Source organism: Acinetobacter guillouiae CIP 63.46, assembly GCF_000368145.1.
Taxonomy (GTDB): domain Bacteria; phylum Pseudomonadota; class Gammaproteobacteria; order Pseudomonadales; family Moraxellaceae; genus Acinetobacter; species Acinetobacter guillouiae.
In genome coordinates, this window is sequence record NZ_KB849282.1 from 277,248 (window position 1) to 295,891 (window position 18,644).

Consider the following 18,644-nt stretch of genomic DNA (forward strand, 5'->3'; position numbering starts at 1 on the left):
TGGTAAGCGTTTGATTGTGTTTATTTATTTTTAAAATTGATGGTTTTTCTACCAATCAATCTAAAATCGAGCCGATTATTGTAACGCAAAAAGGCTGATGACCCAAGAGCCATCAGCCAATTTTTGGGGTCAAATTAAAATTCGACCCCTAGCGAAATTACTTAACAGTAACTGTAGCACCAGTTTCTTCAAGTTTTTTCTTAAGTTCTTCAGCTTCTTCTTTAGAAACGCCTTCTTTAAGATTTGAAGGAGCGCCTTCTACTAAGTCTTTAGCTTCTTTCAAGCCAAGACCAGTAACTTCACGTACTGCTTTAATTACAGCAACTTTGTTAGCACCGAAAGAAGTCAATTCAACATTGAATTCTGATTGCTCTTCAGCAACAGCAGCAGCAGGACCTGCAGCTACAGCTACAGCAGCAGCTGATACGTTGAATTTCTCTTCGAAAGCAGAGATAAGTTCAACAAGTTCAAGAACAGTTTTTTCAGCAACTGCGTTTAAGATTTCTTCGTTAGTTAAAGCCATGAGAATAACTCCAAATGGATATTGAATGGTGTGTGAAATTTATTAAGCTTATGCAGCTTCTGACTCGTTTTTCTCTTTGAGCGCTGTAATAAGGCGACCCAATTTCGAAATAGGAGCTTGAAGAACATTGGCAAGCATAGTAAGTGCTTTTTCTTGGTTCGGAAGATTCGCGATAACGCTAACGTCAGCACCTTGATAAAGTTTGCCGTCAAATGCAGCAGCTTTAAGTTCAAATGCTTTGTTAGTTTTAGCAAATTCTTCAAACAAGCGAGCAGCTGCGCCCATGTCATCTTCAGAAGTTGAAAAAGCTAGAATAGTTGGACCAACAAGGTTTTCGTCTAAGATATCAAATTGAGTACCTTCGAAAGCACGTTTAGCCAAAGTGTTACGCACGATACGTGTCTTAACACCTAACTTACGAGCTTCAACACGAAGTGTAGTCAATTGTTCAACTGTTAAACCTTGGTAGTCAGCAACAACAGCAGCAAACGCGGTAGAAGCAACTTCATTTACTTCCGCAACGATCTGTTTTTTGTCTTCGATAAGAAGAGCCATTGTAAAACCTCCTAACGGTGATTTATGCAATCCACGGACTGCACTCCCAATTCGTAAATCAATCTCTTGACTTACACGCGGAGGAGGAATCAATCACACCACCGCGTCTACTCAGACTGGTATTTTAAGAAGCGAATCCGAAGACTCCCCTCGCCTGAGGTCTTTGACGCTGATAAATTTACATCTATCAATTCAAAGTCCGCCTGATGATCAACAAAGCCATGCTTTATCAATCCACAAGAAGAAAAGCTCAACCTCAATAGAAGCCATCACTCTTTCTTGCGTAAAATTTGAAGTAACACTTCAAATTTCACTCAGGACTTTAAAATTCTTTTATCGCAATATAATTATTGAAAAATAATTATTTAGAAACGTTTTGTACATCAACAACAAGACCAGGACCCATAGTTGAGCTCAAAGTGATCTTTTGGATGTAAATACCTTTAGAAGTGGCAGGTTTTGCTTTCTTAAGGTCAGCGATAAGCGCTTCAACGTTTGAACGAACAGCTTCAGCAGTGAAACCTACTTGACCGATCGCAGCGTGGATGATACCCGCTTTGTCTACACGGTAACGTGCTTGACCAGCTTTTGCATTTTTAACTGCAGTTGCTACGTCAGGAGTTACAGTACCCACTTTAGGGTTTGGCATTAAGCCACGTGGACCAAGGATCGTACCTAACTTACCAACAACACGCATTGCATCTGGAGCAGCAATCACAACGTCGAAGTCTAAGTTACCCGCTTGAATGCTTTCAGCAAGATCATCAAAACCAACGATGTCCGCGCCTTCAGCTTTAGCAGCTTCAGCAGCAGCGCCTTGAGCAAACACAGCAACACGTACAGTTTTACCAGTACCTGCAGGAAGTGTAGTCGCGCCACGAACAACTTGGTCAGATTTACGAGGATCAACACCTAGGTTTACCGCAACATCCAAAGATTCTTTGAATTTTGCAGCAGGTAGGCTGCTAAGAACTTGTACTGCTTCTTCCAAAGTGTAAACTTTGTTTGCTTCAATAGCTGCAGCAATGGCTTTTTGACGTTTAGTTAACTTTGCCATGTCTTATAGCTCCACTTCCAAGCCCATAGAACGCGCAGAACCAGCAATGGTACGTACACGTGCGTCTAAATCAGCACCAGTTAAATCTGGTTCTTTAGTAGTCGCAATTTCTTCTAACTGAGCGCGAGTCAACTTACCAACTTTAGTTTTGTTTGGTACAGCAGAACCCTTTTGGATACCAGCAGCTTTCTTAAGAAGAATCGCAGCAGGTGGAGTTTTCATGATGAATGTGAACGACTTATCGTTGTACACAGTGATCACTACAGGAATTGGAAGACCTTGTTCAACTTTTTGTGTAGCAGCATTGAATTCTTTACAGAATGCCATGATGTTAACACCACGTTGACCTAGTGCAGGACCAATCGGTGGAGATGGATTCGCTTTACCAGCTGGAACTTGCAGCTTGATATAGCCGTCAATCTTCTTAGCCATTTCAAATTACCTCTGGGTACAAACGCCTTTTAGAGCTCCCCAACATTTCAAGTAACGATACCGTTACAACAACAATGCCCGATCCATAACAAATCGGGCGCTTTCAAACAGTGCAAATTAAATTGTTTTTTCGACTTGGCGAAATTCCAATTCAACTTGAGTTGGTCGATTAAATACATTAATCGTCAACGTTAAACGTGATTTTTCGTACTGAACTTCTTCCACCACACCTTTAAAGTCTGTGAATGGACCGTCAGTAACAAGTAATTCTTCACCCGGCTCAAACATCGTCTTAGGACGAGGTGCTTCACCTTTATTGTGTACACGTGCAAGAATCGCATCAGCTTCTTTTTGCGTAATTGGTGCTGGCTTTTCAGCTGTACCACCGATGAAACCTAATACTTTTGGACATTCTTTAACAATGTGCCAAGTTTCATCATTCATTTCCATTTCAACTAACACATAGCCAGGAAAGAATTTACGCTCTGATTTACGCTTCTTACCATCCTTCATCTCTACCACTTCTTCGGTAGGAACAAGGACTTCACCAAAACTATCAGCAACAGCGCTACGCTGGATTCGATCATTAAGTGAACGCATCACTTGTTTTTCATAACCTGAATAGGCATGAATAATGTACCAACGTTTCATAGCTCTCTTACCCGATAATAAACTTCATAAACCAACCGATGATATAGTCAAAACACCACAAAATAATTGCGGCAACTACAACAACGAGGAGAACTTGCCATGAAGTGGTTACTGTTTCATGTTTCGTAGGCCATGTAACTCGACGCAATTCGATACGAGAGTCTTTAAGCAAACGAACAAAGCCTTTGCCTTGATGGGTGGCGTATAATAAACCTAAAGCTACGATGATACAAGCTAAAATTACCCCAATACGCACCCAGACACTATTTGCAGGTGCCCAATACGCTGGAAGATATTGATTTGTCATCAACGCACCGCCAAATAAAGCCAATGCTATGATCCACAAAATAAAATCAAATGGAGAACTTGTCTTCACCATTTCAGCAGAATTGTTGCTTTGAGGAATTGCCGCGCCGCCCATTGCGTCACGTGATTTATCATTCGACATTTTTGTACTCGTCGTAGGTTTCGCGACTTATTATATGACCAGTTTAGCCGACATCAAGTTTTTTATTTAAAAAATGGCAGGTCAGGAGGGACTCGAACCCCCAACATTCGGTTTTGGAGACCGACGCTCTACCAATTGAACTACTGACCTATAAACAAACCGAGAGCCTAAACTCTCGGTTAGAACAAACATATTAGCGGTTATGCAGTTACTTTAGCAACTACACCAGCACCAACTGTACGACCACCTTCACGGATCGCAAAACGTAGACCTGGGTCCATTGCGATTGGGTGAATTAGTTCTACTGACATTTCAACGTTGTCACCTGGCATAACCATTTCAACGCCGTCTTGTAATTGGATTGCACCAGTTACGTCAGTTGTACGGAAGTAGAACTGTGGACGGTAACCGTTAAGGAACGGAGTATGACGACCACCTTCTTCTTTAGAAAGTACATATACTTCTGCGTCGAATTTAGTGTGCGGCTTGATTGTACCTGGTTTAGCAAGTACTTGACCACGTTGTACGTCTTCACGCTTAGTACCACGTAAAAGAACACCACAGTTCTCGCCCGCACGACCTTCGTCAAGAAGTTTACGGAACATTTCTACGCCAGTTACAGTTGTTTTAACTGTATCTTTGATACCAACGATTTCAACTTCTTCGCCGACTTTAACGATACCAGATTCTACACGACCTGTTACCACTGTACCACGACCAGAAATAGAGAATACATCTTCGATTGGCATCAAGAATGCTTTATCGATAGCACGTTCTGGTTCTGGAATATAAGAATCAAGCGCTTCAACAAGTGCAAGTACAGCTGATTCGCCATATTGACCAGCATCACCATTAAGTGCAGCAAGTGCTGAACCACGGATGATAGGAGTGTCATCACCAGGGAAGTCATAAGTAGAAAGAAGTTCACGAACTTCCATTTCTACTAATTCAAGTAATTCTTCATCATCAACAAGGTCACACTTGTTAAGGAATACAAGAATATAAGGTACACCTACTTGGCGAGAAAGAAGGATGTGTTCACGAGTCTGTGGCATTGGACCATCAGTCGCAGCACATACAAGGATCGCACCGTCCATCTGAGCAGCACCAGTAATCATGTTTTTAACATAATCGGCGTGACCTGGGCAGTCTACGTGAGCGTAGTGACGAATTGGAGAATCGTATTCTACGTGTGAAGTATTAATTGTAATACCACGTGCTTTTTCTTCTGGTGCAGAATCGATTGCTGCGTAGTCTTTAGCTTCACCGCCGTAAGTTTTTGCACAAATTGTTGCAATTGCAGCAGTTAAAGTTGTTTTACCATGGTCGACGTGACCAATTGTACCCACGTTTACGTGTGGCTTATTACGTTCAAACTTAGCCTTAGCCATTTGCTCTTCCTCGTTTATGTCGAACACGAGTTAAACAACTCAGCATCGACAATCGTCTAAAAAACTAGACACCTAATACTTGAAAAGCAGACTAATAAGCCTGCTTTTGAGAAACTAGTGTAGAATAATCTACCAAATTGTATCTGGAGCTCTTATCGAGATTTGAACTCGAGACCTCTCCCTTACCAAGGGAGTGCTCTACCACTGAGCTATAAGAGCATCATCTTCGATGGAGCGGGAGACGAGGGTCGAACTCGCGACATGTAGCTTGGAAGGCTACCGCTCTACCAACTGAGCTACTCCCGCTTAATGTTGGTAATTAACCACTTATCGAAGTAATGGTGGTGAGAGAAGGATTCGAACCTTCGAAACTTTCGTGGCAGAGTTACAGTCTGCTCCCTTTGACCGCTCGGGAATCTCACCTTTACACTTACTTTCAGTGTCGTTCTTCAATATTATAACACAAAACCTTAAGATGGTGCCGGCACACGGATTCGAACTGTGGACCTACTGATTACAAGTCAGTTGCTCTACCAACTGAGCTATGCCGGCGTTTCTTAGTGTTTCGTACGTTTCGTATCGGAACGGTGTGCAGTTTAGCAAAACTCAGAATCCTTGCAAGTGTTTTTTGCAAAAAAAACCTCAAAAACTCATAAAATCAATCCGTTTGACGATAATTCAACCGCTTTGATCACTGCGCGAGCTTTTATTTGGGTTTCATTCCACTCTGATTCAGGATTTGAGTCGACAACCAAGCCTGCACCAGCCTGTACATAGACCTTATTTTCACGAATAACACAGGTTCTGATCGCAATCGACATGTCCATTTCGCCATGCCAGCCCAAATAACCCACTGCGCCACCAAAAATTCCACGTTTTACCGGCTCAACTTCGTCAATAATTTCCATTGCACGAATCTTTGGGGCACCTGAAAGCGTGCCTGCTGGAAAAGTTGCCTTAAAAACATCCAAAGCATCGACATCATCCAACACTTCACCTTGTACATTGGAAACAATATGCATGACATGTGAATAACGTTCGATCACCATTTGATCAGTGACTTGCACTTTACCGATTTTCGAGACACGCCCCACATCATTACGGCCTAAATCAATCAGCATTAAATGTTCCGCAATCTCTTTTTCATCGGAAAGCAAATCTTTTTCAAGCGCCAAATCTTCTTCTTTGGTTTTTCCTCGCGGACGTGTACCTGCGAGCGGACGTACAGTCGCGATCCCATTTTCGAGTCGAGAAAGAATTTCCGGTGAAGACCCTACGATATGGAACGGCTTTTGATCTAAAAGGGTCTGCCCTTGCACCAAAAATAAATACGGTGATGGATTGAGATGTCGTAATGCGCGATAAACCTGTAAAGGCTCACCATCAAAATCCGACACCATACGATGCCCAGGAACAACCTGCATCACATCACCAGCACGGATGTATTCTTTAACTTTCTCAATTGACTCAAGGAATTTGTCATGCCCAGTCAGTGACTCAAAATGCGGAGCGGTATGTTTTTTAGCAACCAAGCTGATTGGCATAGCCAATAATGCCTCAATCTCATCCAGCTGTTGCTGAGCCTTGGCATAAGCCTCTGTATCATTAACATCTGCATGTACGATTAAAAACAAAGTATCTTTTAAGTTATCAAACACAATGACGGTTTTAGACAACATCATCCATAAGTCAGGCAGTCCAACGGGATCCGCCTCAGGCACATTCTTTAACCGTGGCTCAATATAACGTACTGCGTCATAGCCAAAGTAGCCCACCAAGCCGCCAGTAAAATTAGGTAGTGCGGGTAAATCTTGCTGGGTGGGTACTTTAAACTGCGCTTGAAAATCACGGATATATTGAAAGGGATCTGCACATGGCTGGGTATCTATCGAGCCATCTACCGATTTTATCGTGAGCTGTCCTGCATTACAGGAAAATACGATTGACTCACCCAGTCCAATAATTGAATATCTTGCCCAGTTTTCACCACCTTCGACAGATTCAAAAAGATAGGCTTGTTGATGCTGTTTTAAACGTGCAAATACAGACAATGGCGTATCTGTATCGGCTAAGCGTTGGCGGTATACAGGGATAAGGTTATAACCCGCTGATTTTAGTTGTTCAAATTGCGCTAAGGTTGTCATCAGGAATTCTCTCTATTTTCGATAATACTAAGTATGGATGTCTCTGCATTTCACTTAGTGACGCCATCGAAAAGTGCGTTTGCTATTCATTCCTCTTCCCTTTTTTCGCAACAATTTAAATATACCGGTGTTAAGCCAAAAGCTCTGTTAAATCATCCACCACTTGTTGTGGTTGACAGAGTTGAATATCTTCACCGTGATTATAACCATAGCTGACCACAATACAATCAACCTCTGCACGGCGTGCAGCCTCGACATCATTACTTGAATCGCCAATCATCAAGGTTTTGTCCGTTGATGACTGATAAGTTTCAACACAATACAACAATGGTTTTGGATGAGGTTTGCGCACTTCAAAACGATCACCACCTATTACATCGACAAAATAGTGATCCATTTGCAATTCTTCTAAGATTTTTCGAGCGGGCTGTTCTGGTTTATTGGTCACACAAATCAATTTCTTATTGTTTTCAATTCCCCATTCTAAAAATTCTAAAATTCCAGAGAATGGTTTGGTATCGACACAAGGTTCTGCATTGTAAATTTCCAAGAATGTATCCAAAAGCTGTTGATGCAGTACAGGATCCACCTCACCCTTTAAATACTTCAATGTACTTTCACAAAATAATGAGGTGCCTTTACCAATCCAAACCCGAACCTGTTGTTCAGTGACTTGGGGTAAGTTCAAACGCGCTAGACTTAAGTTCATGGCACGATATAAATCAAATGCTGAATCAACCAAGGTCCCATCCAAATCAAATAAAATCAGTTCGCGTTGGTCTAGCTTTGCCACATTCATGATTTACACCTAAATCGAGTTTTAATTTTTAAAAACGAAAATACAAAAAACAAAGGCATGCGATTGCATGCCTTGAGTGTAGCGCATTCGCAAATTATTTAAACAATAGCCATGCAATAATTGCCAAAATGATCAAAATCACCAGTGTTGCCAAACCTAACTTTGCATTTTTCTGGGTTTCGACATGTTCTTCTGCAACAAGTTCAGCTGCTTTGACCTGCTCTACTTTTGGTTGTGTAGCCGCATGAATATCAACACCTTCTGGAATTGGTGCAGGTTTAGGGATTGCTACACCAGACGGCATACCTTCACGGTTGATTTGAACATTGCTATCACGCTCTGAAAGCTCAGGCATGCCCTGTTCATTCATCTGGTCTGCCACTGTACGTTCTACTGGGGCAGCTGGTTTAATTTCAGCAGTCGCCACAGCCTCTGCAGGTTGTTGAACCGGCGTTTCTGCTGGAGCTACAACGGGTTGAACTTCAACCTCAGGCGCTGCCTGTTCAGGTTGCAAAACAACAGGTTTCACGGGTGCAAGCACATTAAATTTAACACTGGCAAATTGAACAATATCACCATCCATCAACATTTTATCTTGATCGATACGGATATCATTCACAAAGGTACCATTGGATGACTTTAGATCTTGAACCCAAAGCGCATCTTCTTTTAATAAGAATGCAGCATGGCGACGTGAAATTTCCGCAGCTTGTAATAACAGGTCTGCATCTTGATGGCGTCCAACCAGCATATCACGGTCAATCGTGACTTCCTGCCCTTCTAACTCACCTGTAATTGCTTGTAATTTCCAAGTCATGATTATCTTCCCATTCTAATTCAAGTCTATCTTAGCATGACATTTCTACAGTGCTAAATCAGCGCAAAACCAAGCTTTATGTTGCCCACGCCACAACAGAACACACCACAATACTTTAATAAGCTATTTTAAATATCAAATAAAGCATGCGATTAGAAGCACTTGTTACGCGAAGCCCACAATGCTACTGCTTACGGATATCATTTGGTTCCTCTGCAACGGGTGTAGTCACCGCATTGCCTTGTACTGCACTTGTCTTGGCACCTGTAGGCACTTTTTGATACTGACTTGATGGTTGTGCTGTCGGTTGTGGTTGTACCAGCTTAGGCTGCGAACTTGGTGTGGAGCTAAACGGCAGTCGTTGCTGAAAAACATCATCAACATTGGCTGGGAGTTTGGCAAAATTACCATCTTTATCCATCGCCAATTGCAGACTATACAGTTGATCATAACGTTGTTGAGATACACGGCGTATATCTGCATTATCACCAATTATCGTTGGGTGGATAAACACCAATAAGTTACGTTTAGCATTCGATTTGCCTTCCGCTCTAAATAAACGGCCTAAGCCCGGGATATCACCCAAGAAGGGTATAGATTGGCGTGTATGAGCTGTATCATCTGAAATCAAGCCGCCTAAGACCACGGTTTGACCATGATCTGCAAGCACAGAGGTCTTGATAGAACGTTTACTGGTGACCAAATCCGTTGCCTGCCCTTTATTTTCAGCAACTGCAGAGACTTCTTGTTCTACCTCTAAACGAATCGAACCGCCCTCACCAATATGCGGAATTACCTTTAAGGTCACCCCCACATCCTTACGTTCAATTGAGGTATATGGATTGACAGTACCCCCTGTCCCAGTACTGACTGAACCTGTAACAAATGGAACGTTTTGCCCAACGACAATATACGCTTCTTCATTATCCATTGTGACAATCGATGGTGTAGATAATAAATTTGACTTGGTATTGGCTTTTAAAGCCTGAATCACTGCACCATATAGTCTACGTGAACCGTCTGCACCTTCTTTATAATCTCCTAAGACAAGAGAAGCACCTGGACCAACAGCACCACCTAAACCAGCTGCACCACCTGATAGATAGCCTGCTGCCAATTTAGCTAAACTTGTACCCACTTTATCAAAGTTAATTAAACCCACACCACTACTTAGATCACCCATTGCCCATTGCACACCGAGTTGATCAGTATCATTACCCTCAACCTCAATAATCGTCGCTTCAATCAATACTTGTTGACGACGGACATCGAGCTGTTGGATGGCAGCTTCTATTTCTCGCATCAGTTGTGGTTCAGCTTTAACCACCAGCGCATTTTGAGCACCATCTGCAATAATGCTCACACCATTGGCATTAAAACTAGTGATATTATTTTGATTATTGTTATTTGAGTTGCTGTTTAAATTAATTGCTGGTGTTGAAATACTACTTCCAGTGCTTGAGCCGGTATTCGATGATGAATTGTTATTATTGTTAAAACTATTGCTGTTGTTAGAACTACTATTAGAAGAATTATTTGAATTAGAATTGACTGCCTGACCTGTGACTAAGCCTTGTAAAATTTCAGATAAATTCTTTGCACTGGCATATTTTAATTTAAAGACTTTAAGACCACCTAAACGATCTGCAGAAGGCACATCCAACATTTCAATCATATTGCGGATACGTTTACGCGTACCTGTATCCCCTTTAATCAAAATACGGTTGGTCCGTGCATCAGCAATAATACGAACCCGTGCCCCAGCAAAGTCTTTCGATGCGCCTGTCGAACTCATGGCATCCAATTGCTTAATGATCTCTTCAGCCTGACTCTGTTGTAAAGGAACAGCTTCAATATCATTTTGCCCAGTACCATCTAAGTTGCGAATAATGGTTTCAAGTTGATAAATATTCGCTGCACGATCAGACACAATTAACGCATTGGTGCCTTGTATTGCCGCCAAATGCGCAAATTGTGGCATTAAAGGACGTAATGCTGGGATCAAATCATTGGGGTTGGTATTTTCCAACCAGATCACCCGTGTTACAACCTGATCACCACGTGCATTATTGCGTGGGTCATAAGGTACACCCGAGTTTTTTACATTACTGTCTGGTACCAAGCGAATGGTATTCCCCGATGGAATAGCCACCACGCCATTGACATTCAACACCCCTAAAAATAGGTCATAAACTTCATTTTTATTTAGAGGTTTATTTGAAATAACCGTGACATTGCCACGTACACGGGGATCGACTGCAAAATTTTTGCCCGTAATATCTGCAACTTCGTTGATAAAAGCCGTGAGATCAGCATCGCGTAAGTTAATTTTCCACGTCTGTGCATGTGCTGCTGTACTGACCGCAACCATCATTGGTGCCGCTGCAACTAAAGCCCAAAGTGGTCGATTGTGATTCAAAAAAGCCATAACTTATTATCTATCCTAATTTTATTTGTAGTCCTAGCCACTTACAAACTTTGCTGAATGGTCATCACCTGATCACCACGCTTAATTTCAATTTTTACTTTGCCATCACGCTTTGCTTGTTCTAGCAGCTGAACATCACTCTGTCCTTGACCTACTGATTGTCCATTGAGTGAAAGAATACGATCTCCAGATCTTAATCCCAGTTTATTTCGGAGCGCTGCGGGGGTCTGATCTGTCACTTCATAGCCTTGACCGCCACTTGCGTTAACCCCCATGTTCTTTAGGTATTCGTCCCGATTTTCATTCATCCTTTCAATCGCCTGCCCTAAAGCATTTTGGCTTGAATTTTGCTGTGGCGATGGCACAGGATTACTTGCTGGCGGGCTGGTATTTTGATCTGTAGATTGCCCTGGCATAGGCTGATACAAACTATCCAGCCCGGTAAAACGTAACTCTTTACTGTTATTTCCATTTTGACTTAAAACAATATGATCCCAATATACTTCGGATAACTGATAACTGGTACCCTCAATTGGATCACCCACCGCATAACGATCTGCTGTTTCTTTGACTTTAATCACCGCTGAAGAGAAACGCGCAGGATAACTCACGACTACACCTTGCAAGACCATCGGAATACTGTCATCTGCAGTCGCACTAGAACCCACTTCTTCAAACAATGAAAAGCTTGAAATATTGGGCACTTGGATTTGTTGTGAACCTAGACTCACTTGCTCTGGTTGCATGACTTGTGGCGGTGCAACCACCCACCAAAAAATCGAAGCCAGTTTCCAGCACAATGCTAAAATTAAAAGAAATAAAACAACAGGTGCAAGGTGCTCTGTTTTTTTCCAAGAAATATTTTCAAAGCGTTCTTTTATATTCATTAGAAACCACCTTGAATGAGTGGTTGTCTAGAACTAATCACAAAAGTATCTAAACCAGCCTTTCCATCATAGGAAGGCACATTGAGTAACATGCGTTGGGTTAATTGCACATCTAACATCATGGTTGGATCTAAGCTGATATTGGCCATCTTCTGGCTACGTTGATCTTGTATATCCAAAATCAGTTTACCCGCCTCATCTTTAAGTTGAGCATTTAAAGACGGGATATTCATTTGGTCTTGACGCTGTCCAAAAGTATAACCAAGCTCACCACCACCCCAATGCAATTGACCATCTACATCACTAAATCCAGTGTCTTTTTTAAAACGTAGGGTCATATCTGAAATTTGAATTGCATTCGCTGGCCATTGCCAATTTGCAATATTCTTTAAGGTTTCTGGTGCAATCTGACCTTGCATCTGATTAATAATTATTTTTTTACCAATACCATAGCCGACAACCCCATTTAGCTGAGTTTGCCCACTATGCACTTCAACATTTGCACCCACACGTAATAAAATCAGATCCCACGGGCGTGTTCTCCACGAAACGGAACCACGTAAATTACCTTTGCGCCAATCTGCTTGCCCTTGCCAAATATTCCCACTGACATTTTGTAAGGTTTGATTGTTCTTATAAAATTTAGAAATCAGCCATGTTGCAGGGACTTGCAAAAGTACAAAAATTAAAAAAGCGACAACTCCAGTAATCCACCACGTGATCTGTTTTGATTTTTTATTCATTCATCTTTACCATCATTCATTTATTCTTCCATGCAAGATGATGCCCTCTTGTTTATACATTATGCATAATTTTTGCATAACGCCAATTCACTCGTATAAAAAAACCAAGCAGATTTGCTTGGTTCTTTGATTTTAAGGTCTTTGAATGACACTTAGATGAAGATTAGATCAAGAAATCTTCTAATTTTGCACCTTTTTCGATTTCTGCAACCAACCAACGTGGTTGTTTACCGCGTCCAGTCCAAGTTTCAGAAGTATCTTTTTTATTGCGGTAACGCGGCTCAACAGCTTTACGCGTTGTCTTTTTACGCTTTTGCGCGCCGTATTCAATAAACTGTTCTAAAGTTAAACCAGCAGATTGCGCAATTTCAATAATTTTATTATAGGCATCTTCAACTGCTTGGTCTTTTTTACTTTCAATTAAAGCTTCTGCTTCAGCTGTTAACTTTCTTAACTCTTCAACCGATAAATTACTAATATCAGGCATCATTAACTCTCCACGTAAATTTCTTAATACTTATTTAAAATAACTTCATAGCAATAGTATTTTCATTTATTCCAATAAGCAATACATATATTCCCCAATAAACACATAAAACAACAAAAAGATTATTATAATTACCTCAAAGCGCTTATTTTTAACATCAAAATAAAGCGAATGCAAAAGAATATGCTGTCTTATGTTTTAAATATAATGATGATAACTGAGGCATTTTTATGTATTTGCCAAATCATTATGCACTGTAGCTTCTAAATCAATTATAACTTTTCGCAACTGTTGAGGAATTAATGCTTTTTTCATCGCTACTTTATCGACAAAAACAATAACTGCTTCTCCGTCAGCCACAATCTGCTGTTGTTGCTGACTGAATAATACATAATGCATGCGTATAGCACTATTTCTCATTTCTTCTACCCGCGCACCAATATGTAGCACATCTGGATAAAATACAGGTTTTAAATATTTGCATTGACTTGAAGCAACAACAGTTAAAACATCTTGGTCAAATACATTTAAACGATCAAAATATTCAATACGTGCACTTTCAATATAACGATAATACATCACATTATTTACATGACCAAAAGCGTCCATATCGCCCCATGCAACCTTTTGCTCATAAACGATCGGGAATTGTGTCAGTGGGTTCATGCTAGGTTCTCAAATTTTAAATTGAATATAATTGCTATCTTTTTCAAAAATTGAATTCAATTGTTGAATTAATTCATCATTTCCATTTAAAGTGGACTTGATTCTTAAATAATTCATTAGAATATCATTTGGATATAATGACAGAAGTTGATCTGCTTCATATTCCCGCTGTGTTGCAATATATATATGCCATTTAGCAAAGCAAAAAACAGGAATGTTCATATATTTAGATTCAAGATTTATAATCTGTTGCTCTAAATACTCATAATCTGGATTCTGTCTAAGCAACTGTTGCTGGAACCATAAGTGGAACACATCTTGGTCAAATTTTTCATTAAGTATTTGAATCACCAGCTGCTGTTGTTGCTGAGCAAGTTCGGGTAAGCGGGTAATAATTTTTAGCCAAAGCACTTTTGTCTCATAAGGCATTTGATCGAGTTGCGGTTCTATCTCTAAAAATTTTTGCTGTAATAGTTCAGTATCTTCAAAACTTGCTTGGTCATAACAACCCAAAAGCTGTATTAACCACTGCTGTTTAGTCGCAGTTTCCAATTGTCCGAATTGAGTTGAGTGTAAATATTGCCACGGATATTGCAGGGCAAATTGTCCCCATAATTTTTGCACGGACAATTTATAACTTTCTGAAAGCTGATTCAGCCACGGCGAAAGCTCATGTCCATTTAAAAACTCTAAATGGGTCAGCGCTTGTTGACTGTCCTGTTGGGCCAAATAAATTTCGATACGTAAAATTTCCGCCAATTCAAAAGCGGATGGAGAGCTATGTTCTAAAGCGTTTAATGCTTCTGAATAATGCAGTTGTTTGAGTAATAAACGGGATTGCACAATCGGCTTTAATAAACCAGATTGATCAAAAATCGTTTGAATCACCTGCTCTTGTTCATCTTCACCATCTAATAACCACAATACACCGAACTGTTCAAATGGGTGCAACGTGTTAAAACTCAGTACTTGTTCTAATTTTCTTTTTTCTCGGCGAATATAACGATTGAGGAAATACCATGCCACATGCATCAAAAAACTGATGCCAACGCCAGCAAATGTTAACAACCATAAATTGGTTTGAACTTGAATATTGTGCCAGAGCACATAGACATAACCTGACCCTGCGGTATAACTCAATACACTCAGTACAGCCAGAATAATCAGGCTAATAAAGGCATAGATCAGAAAAATATGTTTCATCGATCTACCCCAAAACAGCCAAGCTATTCAGCTTAGGAATCGGCGGCTGCGATGTTTGCTTCATTTTTAATATTTTTTGCTTAATCTTCTGACTAGCAGCATCGGGTAATATATCCAATTGTTGAATCATTTGATTCAGCATCTCTTGGTATTCAGCAGTTTGCCCTTTAACTAATAATTGTTGTGCCAGTAATAATCTTAATTGGACTTCTTTTAAAATAAATTTACGGTTTGCCAATGCAGGAGTATTTGTTTCAACAATATCGACTTGAAACCATTTTTCCCAAAAGTATTGCGACTGATCTTGATCTGGTTTCAGTTGATTATTTTTCAATTCAGTGATGAGTGCTTGATCAACTTGTTTAAGTAAAGCCTCTAGTTGATCTCGCTGGGCATTTCGTTCAATCACAAAGTGTTGAATACTCTGAATATCTTGCGCAATGGTTTGATGTAGGCTTTGTTTTACTGCATCTGCCAACGCATACTGATCTAAAGATTGATTTAACTGAGTAAGATGCTCAAGTGCATACACAAACTGTTGTTGTTGCATAGCAAATTGCACCAACTCTAGTTGCTGTTTAACCACTACACTAGGATGAATACCAGCAATAGGCGTTTGAATCGAAGCGGTTTTCTTTGCCACCTCTTGAGTCGGTTCATCTGTTTGTCGTTTTACTGCCACCAATTGATCATTCAAACTGGCATTCTTTTGTTCACTTTTATGCAGCGTTTGTTGAATATCATTGAGTTGTTGTGAAACATGATAGAAGTTATAACTCAACTTAACGAGCCATCCTAAAGCGATCAACAATAAGACATAAATAAACTTCTTCATAACTTCCTTTGCAACTGCACTATGGTTTGTAGAATGGTTTCTGGCGCTAAATTTGAAATTTGAGTGCTATTCAAACAGGCCTGAGCTGCATTTTTACCATGTCTTAATAATTGATACAAACGCTCACCCAAAACTAAATAATGACAAGCACTCACGATCTCTTGATGATCTCGGGTCAAAGCCAGCCAATTGTGCCAACTGGCTTCACTGCTGATACAACTCCAATAGGGCTTTTCAAATTGCTCAATTTTGTTCACAAAATCTAAAAATTGTGCATGAGTTTGTTGAGGAAATGCGCGGTCATATAAAACAAAGTTTAAAACATCAATATGACGCGCTTGGCATTGTTGCATCATAAATTGACGCCCACCTTCACCACGCCAAAACGCAATTCTCTTGAGCTCTTTTACCTGATTAAACAGCGGCAAGCTTAGCATGCCTTCGGATGTTTCCACCGCAGGAACATGGCTTTCCACCCCATAATCTAAGAGTCGTTGCGCAGTTTTTTTCCCTACAGCAATCCACTGAATATGCTGGATCTGTGCAAGCGACAAACCCGATTGCTGAAGATATTGCATACCAATCTGAACAGCTGTAGGACTGACCACAACAATAATTTGAGTCGATAACAGCTGTAAATAAAGTTGTTGTAATGTGTTGTTATATGGACGTGGTGTTAATGCCAATAATGGCAGATCAACCACGTCAAAACCTGACTGGCGCAGACATTCGGTTAACGGCTGAGCCCGATCGATGGGACGCGTATTAATAAATAGCATTGAAGCCTAAAAACTAAGCTTGATAAAGTGCTTTGAGTATTTCTCCAGCACCTTGTTGAAGTAGCTTTTGTGCAAGTTGCACACCTAACTGCTCTGCTTGATCTGGCGTACCACTGACTTGACTACATAACAGGGTTTGTCCGTCCGCACTCCCCACACGCCCTTCCAAAGACAATGTTTGATCCTTCAATGTGGCAAAACCTGCGATAGGCACTTGGCAGCCACCTTCTAGATAAGCATTAAAAGCACGTTCAGCACGGACACAGGCATTGGTTTCAACATGCATTAAAGGCATGATTAAATCCAAAATCTCTTGATCAGCTGAACGACACTCTAAACCCAGTGCACCTTGGCCTACCGCAGGTAAGCTAATTTCTGCTGGTAGCGTATGCCGAATACGGTCTGAGAGTTCTAAGCGTTTTAAGCCTGCACTGGCAAGGATGATGGCATCATATTGACCTGCATCTAGCTTGGATAAGCGTGTTCCAACATTGCCACGTAAATCAATCACATTTAAATCAGGGCGCTGTTTTAAAATCTGACATTTACGGCGTAAGCTCGATGTTCCAAGTGTTGCGCCTTGTGGTAAATCATCAAACTTTGCGTAATGGTTAGAAACAAAAGCATCAAAAGGGTCTTCACGCTCACAAATGACCGCAAGCTCCAAACCTTCTGGTAATTGCATCGGCACATCTTTCATGGAATGAACGGCTAGATCTGCACGACCATCCATTAAAGCAGCTTCTAATTCTTTGACAAATAAGCCTTTACCACCAATTTTGGCCAAAGGTGTATCTAAAATTTTGTCACCTTGGGTTACAAAGGTAACCAATTCTACTTTTACATGCGCGTGTAATTGCTCTAAACGATCACGAATATGCTCAGCCTGCCACATTGCGAGCGGGCTCTGGCGAGTTGCTATTTTCAAGGTTTTCATCATTTCAGCTTTGCCAAACTTTTAAACACTCTAAACTTACTCTGCAATCGTAAAAATGCAAGTAAATTATCAAAATGATTTAAGCTTCCCATCAAACTATAAATTCTGCATCCGTTCGCGCAGTAACGGTAAGTGGCGACGACTGACTGCCAAACGCTCGTCTAACTCGCGGCATCGTACCTGATACTGACCGGAGGACACCATTTCCAACCCATCTAAATAATCTAGAGAAATTAAAGCATTACGATGAATACGAATAAATCGATCTACGAACTCTGTTTCTAAATCTTTGAGCGTTTCATCAATAAGCACACTGCCATTTTTATGGCGCACGGTGACATATTTTTGATCTGCTAAAAAATAGTAAATATTTTCAACAGGAATTAGCTCCAAACCTCGATAGGTTTTTGCAGCAATTTGCTGTCTTTGCACTTTTTCTTCCATGAGTTCTTTTTTTTCTAAGTGAGTTAATTGAGCTTGAGTCAGTTTAGTGACACTCTCCAAAACCGTTTCCAAATCATCCTTGGCAATTGGTTTTAATAAATATCCTTTTGCTTGAGATTGAATGGCTTGCAAAGCATGTTCATCAAATGCCGTACAAAATACGATGGCTGGCGTCGGATTAAAATGTGCTAAATGCTGCGCACAGCTTAAACCATCCATTTCTGGCATTTGAATATCAAGCAACACTACATCTGGCTCGAACTGCTGAACCATTTCCAATGCCTGTTGACCATGTTGCGCTGTTGCAATAACCTGATGCCCAAGTTGCGACACCAATCGTGATAAGCGTTCCACTGCAAGCGGTTCATCATCACAAATCAGGATGTCCATTGCTCCTCCTTACCCAAATATATCGTCT

At 40.7% G+C, this 18,644-nt stretch carries 20 protein-coding genes and 5 tRNA genes; all 25 read right to left on the reverse strand.

All coding sequences use genetic code 11. The features are described 5' to 3' along the window. Positions 1–157: 157 nt before the first annotated feature. The 25 genes from rplL to F981_RS03645 all read right to left on the reverse strand — a co-directional run bounded on the left by rplL (position 158) and on the right by F981_RS03645 (position 18,616). Positions 158–523 (reverse strand): 50S ribosomal protein L7/L12, encoded by a 366-nt coding sequence (gene rplL / locus F981_RS03525; RefSeq protein ID WP_004718477.1) that lies wholly within the window; start codon positions 521–523, stop codon positions 158–160. A 48-nt stretch (positions 524–571) separates the two neighbouring features. Continuing rightward, positions 572–1,078, reverse strand: coding sequence for a 50S ribosomal protein L10 (gene rplJ / locus F981_RS03530; protein WP_004718479.1), 507 nt, complete (start codon positions 1,076–1,078; stop codon positions 572–574). Positions 1,079–1,439: 361 nt separating this feature from the next. Continuing rightward, entirely contained in the window at positions 1,440–2,135 is a 696-nt protein-coding gene (gene rplA, locus F981_RS03535; protein WP_004718482.1) for a 50S ribosomal protein L1, read from the reverse strand. Between the two features lie 3 nt (positions 2,136–2,138). Continuing rightward, entirely contained in the window at positions 2,139–2,567 is a 429-nt protein-coding gene (rplK, locus tag F981_RS03540; protein ID WP_004718484.1) for a 50S ribosomal protein L11, read from the reverse strand. A 117-nt stretch (positions 2,568–2,684) separates the two neighbouring features. Beyond that, complete coding sequence (gene nusG / locus F981_RS03545; protein WP_004718486.1) at positions 2,685–3,218, reverse strand: transcription termination/antitermination protein NusG; 534 nt, start codon at positions 3,216–3,218, stop codon at positions 2,685–2,687. A 7-nt stretch (positions 3,219–3,225) separates the two neighbouring features. After that, positions 3,226–3,666 (reverse strand): preprotein translocase subunit SecE, encoded by a 441-nt coding sequence (secE, locus tag F981_RS03550; RefSeq protein WP_004718489.1) that lies wholly within the window; start codon positions 3,664–3,666, stop codon positions 3,226–3,228. A 74-nt stretch (positions 3,667–3,740) separates the two neighbouring features. Further along, positions 3,741–3,816 (reverse strand) — tRNA-Trp (locus tag F981_RS03555). A gap of 50 nt (positions 3,817–3,866) precedes the next feature. Then, positions 3,867–5,057 carry an elongation factor Tu gene (gene tuf, locus F981_RS03560; RefSeq protein ID WP_004718491.1) on the reverse strand — a complete coding sequence of 397 codons (1,191 nt, stop codon included), beginning with the start codon at positions 5,055–5,057 and terminating at the stop codon, positions 3,867–3,869. Between the two features lie 144 nt (positions 5,058–5,201). Further along, positions 5,202–5,276 (reverse strand) — tRNA-Thr (locus tag F981_RS03565). A gap of 11 nt (positions 5,277–5,287) precedes the next feature. Beyond that, a tRNA-Gly gene (locus tag F981_RS03570) sits at positions 5,288–5,363 on the reverse strand. A gap of 33 nt (positions 5,364–5,396) precedes the next feature. Then, positions 5,397–5,480 (reverse strand) — tRNA-Tyr (locus F981_RS03575). Positions 5,481–5,533: 53 nt separating this feature from the next. Further along, a tRNA-Thr gene (locus F981_RS03580) sits at positions 5,534–5,609 on the reverse strand. A gap of 98 nt (positions 5,610–5,707) precedes the next feature. Beyond that, positions 5,708–7,201, reverse strand: a complete 1,494-nt coding sequence (gene trpE / locus F981_RS03585; protein ID WP_004718493.1) for an anthranilate synthase component I — start codon at positions 7,199–7,201, stop codon at positions 5,708–5,710. A 130-nt stretch (positions 7,202–7,331) separates the two neighbouring features. Beyond that, positions 7,332–8,000, reverse strand: a complete 669-nt coding sequence (locus F981_RS03590; RefSeq protein WP_004718496.1) for an HAD-IA family hydrolase — start codon at positions 7,998–8,000, stop codon at positions 7,332–7,334. Between the two features lie 94 nt (positions 8,001–8,094). Next, complete coding sequence (locus F981_RS03595; RefSeq protein WP_004718498.1) at positions 8,095–8,817, reverse strand: FHA domain-containing protein; 723 nt, start codon at positions 8,815–8,817, stop codon at positions 8,095–8,097. Between the two features lie 184 nt (positions 8,818–9,001). Continuing rightward, positions 9,002–11,245, reverse strand: coding sequence for a type II secretion system secretin GspD (gene gspD / locus F981_RS03600; protein WP_004718501.1), 2,244 nt, complete (start codon positions 11,243–11,245; stop codon positions 9,002–9,004). 41 nt (positions 11,246–11,286) lie between these two features. Then, positions 11,287–12,132, reverse strand: a complete 846-nt coding sequence (locus tag F981_RS03605) for a type II secretion system protein N (protein ID WP_004718502.1) — start codon at positions 12,130–12,132, stop codon at positions 11,287–11,289. Further along, positions 12,132–12,875, reverse strand: coding sequence for a type II secretion system protein N (gspN, locus tag F981_RS03610; RefSeq protein ID WP_004718504.1), 744 nt, complete (start codon positions 12,873–12,875; stop codon positions 12,132–12,134). The genes F981_RS03605 and gspN overlap by 1 nt, the downstream gene beginning before the upstream one ends. A 163-nt stretch (positions 12,876–13,038) precedes the next feature. Beyond that, on the reverse strand, positions 13,039–13,365 hold the full coding sequence (locus F981_RS03615) for an H-NS histone family protein (protein ID WP_004718506.1): 327 nt from the start codon (positions 13,363–13,365) through the stop codon (positions 13,039–13,041). A 225-nt stretch (positions 13,366–13,590) separates the two neighbouring features. Then, positions 13,591–14,028, reverse strand: a complete 438-nt coding sequence (locus tag F981_RS03620; protein WP_004718508.1) for an acyl-CoA thioesterase — start codon at positions 14,026–14,028, stop codon at positions 13,591–13,593. A gap of 9 nt (positions 14,029–14,037) precedes the next feature. Next, positions 14,038–15,231 carry a YfgM family protein gene (locus F981_RS03625; RefSeq protein WP_004718509.1) on the reverse strand — a complete coding sequence of 398 codons (1,194 nt, stop codon included), beginning with the start codon at positions 15,229–15,231 and terminating at the stop codon, positions 14,038–14,040. Positions 15,232–15,235: 4 nt separating this feature from the next. Continuing rightward, complete coding sequence (locus F981_RS03630) at positions 15,236–16,066, reverse strand: hypothetical protein (protein WP_004718512.1); 831 nt, start codon at positions 16,064–16,066, stop codon at positions 15,236–15,238. Then, positions 16,063–16,845: a uroporphyrinogen-III synthase gene (locus tag F981_RS03635; protein ID WP_004718513.1), complete on the reverse strand. Its 783-nt coding sequence runs from the start codon at positions 16,843–16,845 to the stop codon at positions 16,063–16,065. The genes F981_RS03630 and F981_RS03635 overlap by 4 nt, the downstream gene beginning before the upstream one ends. A gap of 13 nt (positions 16,846–16,858) precedes the next feature. Then, positions 16,859–17,782: a hydroxymethylbilane synthase gene (gene hemC, locus F981_RS03640; RefSeq protein WP_016539115.1), complete on the reverse strand. Its 924-nt coding sequence runs from the start codon at positions 17,780–17,782 to the stop codon at positions 16,859–16,861. A 96-nt stretch (positions 17,783–17,878) separates the two neighbouring features. Further along, positions 17,879–18,616: a LytR/AlgR family response regulator transcription factor gene (locus tag F981_RS03645; protein ID WP_004718516.1), complete on the reverse strand. Its 738-nt coding sequence runs from the start codon at positions 18,614–18,616 to the stop codon at positions 17,879–17,881. Positions 18,617–18,644 lie beyond the last annotated feature (28 nt).

Excerpts from the sequence above, each read along its gene's own strand:
- rplL (WP_004718477.1), bottom strand. The coding sequence starts at position 523 with ATGGCTTTAACTAACGAAGAAATCTTAAACGCAGTTGCTGAAAAAACT.
- rplJ (WP_004718479.1), bottom strand. The coding sequence starts at position 1,078 with ATGGCTCTTCTTATCGAAGACAAAAAACAGATCGTTGCGGAAGTAAAT.
- rplA (WP_004718482.1), bottom strand. The coding sequence starts at position 2,135 with ATGGCAAAGTTAACTAAACGTCAAAAAGCCATTGCTGCAGCTATTGAA.
- rplK (WP_004718484.1), bottom strand. The coding sequence starts at position 2,567 with ATGGCTAAGAAGATTGACGGCTATATCAAGCTGCAAGTTCCAGCTGGT.
- nusG (WP_004718486.1), bottom strand. The coding sequence starts at position 3,218 with ATGAAACGTTGGTACATTATTCATGCCTATTCAGGTTATGAAAAACAA.
- secE (WP_004718489.1), bottom strand. The coding sequence starts at position 3,666 with ATGTCGAATGATAAATCACGTGACGCAATGGGCGGCGCGGCAATTCCT.
- tuf (WP_004718491.1), bottom strand. The coding sequence starts at position 5,057 with ATGGCTAAGGCTAAGTTTGAACGTAATAAGCCACACGTAAACGTGGGT.
- trpE (WP_004718493.1), bottom strand. The coding sequence starts at position 7,201 with ATGACAACCTTAGCGCAATTTGAACAACTAAAATCAGCGGGTTATAAC.
- F981_RS03590 (WP_004718496.1), bottom strand. The coding sequence starts at position 8,000 with ATGAATGTGGCAAAGCTAGACCAACGCGAACTGATTTTATTTGATTTG.
- F981_RS03595 (WP_004718498.1), bottom strand. The coding sequence starts at position 8,817 with ATGACTTGGAAATTACAAGCAATTACAGGTGAGTTAGAAGGGCAGGAA.
- gspD (WP_004718501.1), bottom strand. The coding sequence starts at position 11,245 with ATGGCTTTTTTGAATCACAATCGACCACTTTGGGCTTTAGTTGCAGCG.
- F981_RS03605 (WP_004718502.1), bottom strand. The coding sequence starts at position 12,132 with ATGAATATAAAAGAACGCTTTGAAAATATTTCTTGGAAAAAAACAGAG.
- gspN (WP_004718504.1), bottom strand. The coding sequence starts at position 12,875 with ATGAATAAAAAATCAAAACAGATCACGTGGTGGATTACTGGAGTTGTC.
- F981_RS03615 (WP_004718506.1), bottom strand. The coding sequence starts at position 13,365 with ATGATGCCTGATATTAGTAATTTATCGGTTGAAGAGTTAAGAAAGTTA.
- F981_RS03620 (WP_004718508.1), bottom strand. The coding sequence starts at position 14,028 with ATGAACCCACTGACACAATTCCCGATCGTTTATGAGCAAAAGGTTGCA.
- F981_RS03625 (WP_004718509.1), bottom strand. The coding sequence starts at position 15,231 with ATGAAACATATTTTTCTGATCTATGCCTTTATTAGCCTGATTATTCTG.
- F981_RS03630 (WP_004718512.1), bottom strand. The coding sequence starts at position 16,066 with ATGAAGAAGTTTATTTATGTCTTATTGTTGATCGCTTTAGGATGGCTC.
- F981_RS03635 (WP_004718513.1), bottom strand. The coding sequence starts at position 16,845 with ATGCTATTTATTAATACGCGTCCCATCGATCGGGCTCAGCCGTTAACC.
- hemC (WP_016539115.1), bottom strand. The coding sequence starts at position 17,782 with ATGAAAACCTTGAAAATAGCAACTCGCCAGAGCCCGCTCGCAATGTGG.
- F981_RS03645 (WP_004718516.1), bottom strand. The coding sequence starts at position 18,616 with ATGGACATCCTGATTTGTGATGATGAACCGCTTGCAGTGGAACGCTTA.